Below are 4,730 nucleotides of genomic sequence, written 5' to 3'. Positions count from 1 at the left end.
CCGCACAGGGCCACGCCCACTCCCGCCGCCGCGAGGCGCCGGTTCCCCAGGGGGAAACCACGGGCCCGTTCCGGATAATCGAAAACAGTGTCCTGCGCCATCGGAAAGTCGGGCACTATCGGCAGGTCCGCGGTGATCGGACCGCTCGTGCGCATCGTCCGCGCGTCCATGATCACCTGCGCGCGGTCGGCGACGTGCCGCGCCGAGTCCGGGCGGTCCGCGGGGTCCTTCGCCAGCATCGCGAACACCAGGTCGGCGACCGGCCTCGGCACGTCGGGGGGCAGCGGCGGGACCGGGTCGTGCTTGTGCATGATCGCGATCGCCAGCGGCTGCTCCGCGATGAACGGCGGCTGCCCGGCCAGGCATTCGAACGCCACGACGCCGAGCGAGTAGATGTCCGACGCGCCGGTCACGGTCGCGCCGGTCGCCTGCTCGGGCGAGACGTACAGCGCGGTGCCCATCACGATGCCGGTGGCGGTCAGGTTCGCGTCCAGCGAGGCACGGGCCTTGGCGATGCCGAAGTCGGTGATCTTCGTAGTGCCGTCGGCGGTGATCAGCAGGTTGCCAGGCTTGATGTCCCGGTGCACGATGCCCGCCTGGTGCGCCACGTCCAGGGCACGGGCCGCCTGCGCGACGATGTCCATCGTCACGTCGGCGGGCAGCCGGCCTTCCCGTTCCAGGATCGTGGACAGCGGCTCGCCGTTCACCAGCTCCATGACCAGGTACGGGCCGCCGAGCGGGCTGGTCTCGCCGTAGTCGAAGACCCGCGCGATGCCAGGGTGGGACAGCGCCGCGGCGTACCGGGCCTCGGCACGGAACCTGGCGCGGAACTGCTCGTCGCTGGCGTGCGCGGCGGCGAGCAGTTTGATGGCGACCGGGCGCCCGAGGATCTGGTCGGTGCCCCGCCAGACCTCGCCCATGCCGCCAGCAGCGATCCGCTCGATCAGCTCGTAACGGCCGTCGAGAACGTACTCGGTCACTGTATCCCCAGGGTAGCCAGGTAAGCCTTGATGACCGCGACAGCGACCGGCGCCGCGGCTTGAGCACCGTAACCGGCGCCCTGGAGTATGACGCCGACAGCTATCTTCGGGTTGTCGGCTGGCGCGAATGCGGTAAAAACAGCGTCCGGGTTAGGGCTGGCGCCGTTGAGCGCATTCTGCGCGGTACCGGTCTTGCCGGCGATCACGATGCCGCCCTCGTTGTTCGCGTTGAACGCGAACCCGGTACCCTGCGGCTGCTGCGTCACTGCCTCCATCATCTGCTTCACGTTATTAGCAACGGCCGGGCTGACCGCCTGGCTCAACTGCTTCGGCTGGGTCGAGTCGACGACCGACAGGTCGGAGGCGGTGACCTGCTGGATCAGGTAGGGCGTCATCAGCGTGCCGCCGTTGGCGACCGCGGCCGAGAACATCGCCTCCTGCAGCGGCGTCACGGTGTCGTCGAACTGGCCGATCGCGGAGAACGCGGTCAGTGGCAGGCTCGGCGGGGTGATGTACTGGCTGGGCGCCACCGTGACGCCAGGGATGCCGAGGTTGGCGTCGTTCATGCCGAACGCGTCGGCCTGGTTCTTCAGCGCCCCGCCGCCGAGGTCCATGCCGAGGTTGCCGAACGTGGTGTCGCAGGACTGGGAGAACGCCCACAGGATCGTGGTCTGGCCGGTGGCCCCGGCGTTGCCGCAGACCTCGTTGTTGTCGTTGTGCAGCTTGTTGGTCGTCTGCGGCAGCGTCAGCACCTGCGGGGAGTCGACCATGCTGTTCGGGTTGCGGGTCGCGCCCGCCGCGAACCACGCTGAACTTGTCACGATTTTAAAGGTCGAGCCTGGCGGCAGGGTGGTCTGGGTGGCGTTGTTCAGCAGCGGGCTCGGCTTCTGCCTGAGCAGCTGCTCGTCGTACTTGTTCAGCGCGGTGCCGTTGTGCGTGGCCAGCTTGCTCGGGTCATAGCTCGGGAAGGAGGCCATCGCCAGGATCGCGCCGGTGCTCGGGTTGAGCGCGACCACGCCGCCCACCCGGCCGGTGTTCTGCAGGACGCTTTGCAGGCCCTGATAGGCGGCCAGCTGCGCCTTGGAGCTGATCGTGACCTGGACCGTGGCGCCCTTCTGCGGCTTGTTCGTGATCATGTCGATGAAGTTGCGGAACGCCAGCTGCGACCCGGTGCCGGACAGCAGCGAGTCCTCCGCGTGCTCGACGCCGGTCGAGCTGTAGATCGAGTCGTAGCCCGTGATCGGCGCGTAGACCGGGCCGTTGGCGTAGGTGCGCAGGTACTTGTAGATGTCGTTCGACGGCGTCGTGCTCGCGATCTGCACGCCGTCGGCGGTCTCGATGTTGCCGCGCTGGTACTGGTTATCGGCCGAGACCGCCCGGACGTTGAATGGCCTGGCCGCCAGGCTCGAGGTCTCGAATCCCTGCAGGTAGTTCACGTTGATGAGAAGCAGCAGGAACATCGCCAGGATGGCGATGGAGATTCTCTTCAGCGCGCGGTTCACTTCAGCGACACCACCTGAGTCAGTCCCTCTTCCTGGATCGGCCGTGGCGGCGGGCGGCGCGCGGTGTCGCTCAGCCGGGCCAGCACGCCGACGAGTATCCAGCTAGCGACGAGGCTCGAGCCGCCCTGGGAGAGGAACGGGGTGGTGATCCCGGTCAGCGGGATCAGCCGGGTGACGCCGCCGACGATCACGAAGATCTGCAGGGCGAGCATGAACGACAAGCCGCCGGCGAGCAGCTTCGAATAGGGGTCCTTGATCATGAACGCGATCCGCAGTCCGCGCTGCACGAGCAGGCCGTAGATCAGCAGCAGCGCCATCACCCCGGCCAGGCCGAGCTCCTCGCCGAAGCCGCTGAAGATGAAGTCGCTTTGCACCAGCGGCGTGAAGTACGGCTGGCCGTTGCCGAGACCCCGGCCGAGCAGGCCGCCGCTGGCCATCCCGTACAGGCCCTGAGCCGTCTGGTACGCGGGCTGGGTGCCGTCGATCAGGTTCTGCGTGCTGAACGGGTGCAGCCAGACGCTGAACCGGGTGTGCACGTGGGAAAACAGCTCGGCGGCGGCGAACGCGCCGACGACGAACGCGGTGAACCCGATGAGCAGCCACGAGGTCCGCGACGTCGCGATGTAGATCATCGCCACGAACATGCCCATGAACACCGCGCTGGTGCCGATGTCGCTTTCGAAGACGAGCAGCAGCAGGGCGACCAGCCAGACCGACGCGATGGGGCCGAGGTCGCGGCCCCGGGGCAGGTCGACGCCGAGCACCCGCTTCCCGGCCAGCGACAGGACGTCGCGCTTGGCTACCAGGTAGCCCGCGAAGCTCGCCGCGAGCGCCAGCTTGGCGAACTCCTCGGGCTGGATGCTGCCGAGGCCCGGGATGGCGATCTGGATCTTGGCGCCGGTACCCGGCACTCCGCTGATGCTGGTCGGCAGGAACGCGGGCAGCGCGATGAGCACGACCCCGATGAGGCCGAGCAGGTAGGTGTAGCGCTGCAGTACCCGCGGTTCCCTGACGAACACCAGGAAGGCCACGAAGCAGCCGATGCCGATCACCGTGTAGACGATCTGCAGGATCACCGCCGACGAGCTCAGCGTGGTGATCGGTATGGGGTTTCCCTGGATATTGGTCGGGCCGGGGTTGCCGTTGCGGCCCGCCTCGTGGAGCCGGTAGATCATCACGAGACCTAGCCCGTTGAGCAGCGCGCCAAGCGGCAGCAGTAGCGGGTCGGCGTACGGCGCCCAGCGGCGGACCGCCAGGTGGGCGCCGAGGACGGTCACGATGAACGCGATCATGTACTCGGCGATGGTGGACGCGTGCTGACCCTTGAGGCTCAAGGCCGTGCTGGTGAAGGCGAACGCGACAAGGCCGAACGCGAACACGAGCATGCTCAGCTCGGTGCGCCTGCGGCTTGCCGTGATCTCCTCTTGCGGCTGGCCGCCGAGCGCCGGGGACGGCATCGTTAGGCTGCTCACCCGGCTGCCTTCGTCGTGCTCTGGGACGGCCTGGGCGACGCGGTCGACGTGCTCCGCGCGCTGGGCGCGGTCGACGGCTTGGTCACCTGCTGCTGGCCGGCGGACAGCGCGGTCGCCGGGATGCCGAACGCGGACGCGGACGCGCACTCGGTGATGTCAGGCGTGGCCGGCTGCAGGCCGGGATTGTTCTTCGGCGGTGTCTTGGTCTGCTTCGCCTTGTACAACGCCAGTTCTTGCTGGTACCGCTGATACGCGGAGTTCCAGGTGACCAGCTCCTGCCACTTCTGCTGGCACGAGGTGACCCCGCTCTGGATCTGGCCGACGAGGGATTGCGCCGCGGTCAGGCTGCTCTCGGTGATCGTCTGGTGGATCATGGCCTGGTCGCTCGGCACCACCTGGGCGACCGGCAGGTTGTCGTAGCGCTGGACGGGGCTGGACAGGCTGATCCCGGCGAGGTTCTGGTTGACCCCGCGGAAGATCGCCACGTTGCCGTTCTGGACGCCGATGAAATACTGCCCCTGGATGTACCGCCAGCCGCCGTACAGGCCGCCGAGGATGAACAGCACAAGCACGACCAGGAGCGTCGTGACGATCGGCCAGCGCCGGCGGCCGTCGTGCTGCGGCGCGTAGTCGTCATCGTCGTCGAGCCGGTGCCGCCTCGCCCGGTGGCTGTGCCGCCCGGTGCCAACGGCGGGTTCGTCGGTCAGCTGGCCGGCCTGCCCGGGCGCCCCGGTCGCGGCGAGGCCCTGCGCTTGCCCGGCAGGGCTGTGGAAACC

General features: G+C 68.3%; 3 protein-coding genes and 1 pseudogene. All 4 read right to left on the bottom strand.

Annotated features, from left to right (window positions below; genetic code table 11):
* Positions 1-980: serine/threonine-protein kinase (locus tag WA805_RS27260; RefSeq protein ID WP_425243770.1), on the bottom strand; the 980-nt coding region annotated here is incomplete at its 3' end.
* On the bottom strand, positions 977-2,482 hold the full coding sequence (locus tag WA805_RS27255) for a peptidoglycan D,D-transpeptidase FtsI family protein (protein WP_424561281.1): 1,506 nt from the start codon (positions 2,480-2,482) through the stop codon (positions 977-979). The genes WA805_RS27260 and WA805_RS27255, both read right to left, overlap by 4 nt.
* The gene (locus tag WA805_RS27250; protein ID WP_422289461.1) at positions 2,479-3,954 is read right to left on the bottom strand and encodes an FtsW/RodA/SpoVE family cell cycle protein; all 1,476 of its coding nucleotides are present in this window, start codon (positions 3,952-3,954) and stop codon (positions 2,479-2,481) included. Before WA805_RS27250 ends, WA805_RS27255 begins: the two co-directional genes overlap by 4 nt.
* Positions 3,951-4,730, bottom strand: a pseudogene (locus WA805_RS27245) (hypothetical protein); the annotation flags it as partial. The gene WA805_RS27250 and the pseudogene WA805_RS27245, both read right to left, overlap by 4 nt.

The organism is Trebonia sp. (assembly GCF_049794275.1).
Lineage (GTDB): Bacteria > Actinomycetota > Actinomycetes > Streptosporangiales > Streptosporangiaceae > Trebonia.
The sequence above is the reverse complement of the archived record's forward strand: the minus strand, read 5'-3'. Positions and strand labels throughout refer to the sequence as shown.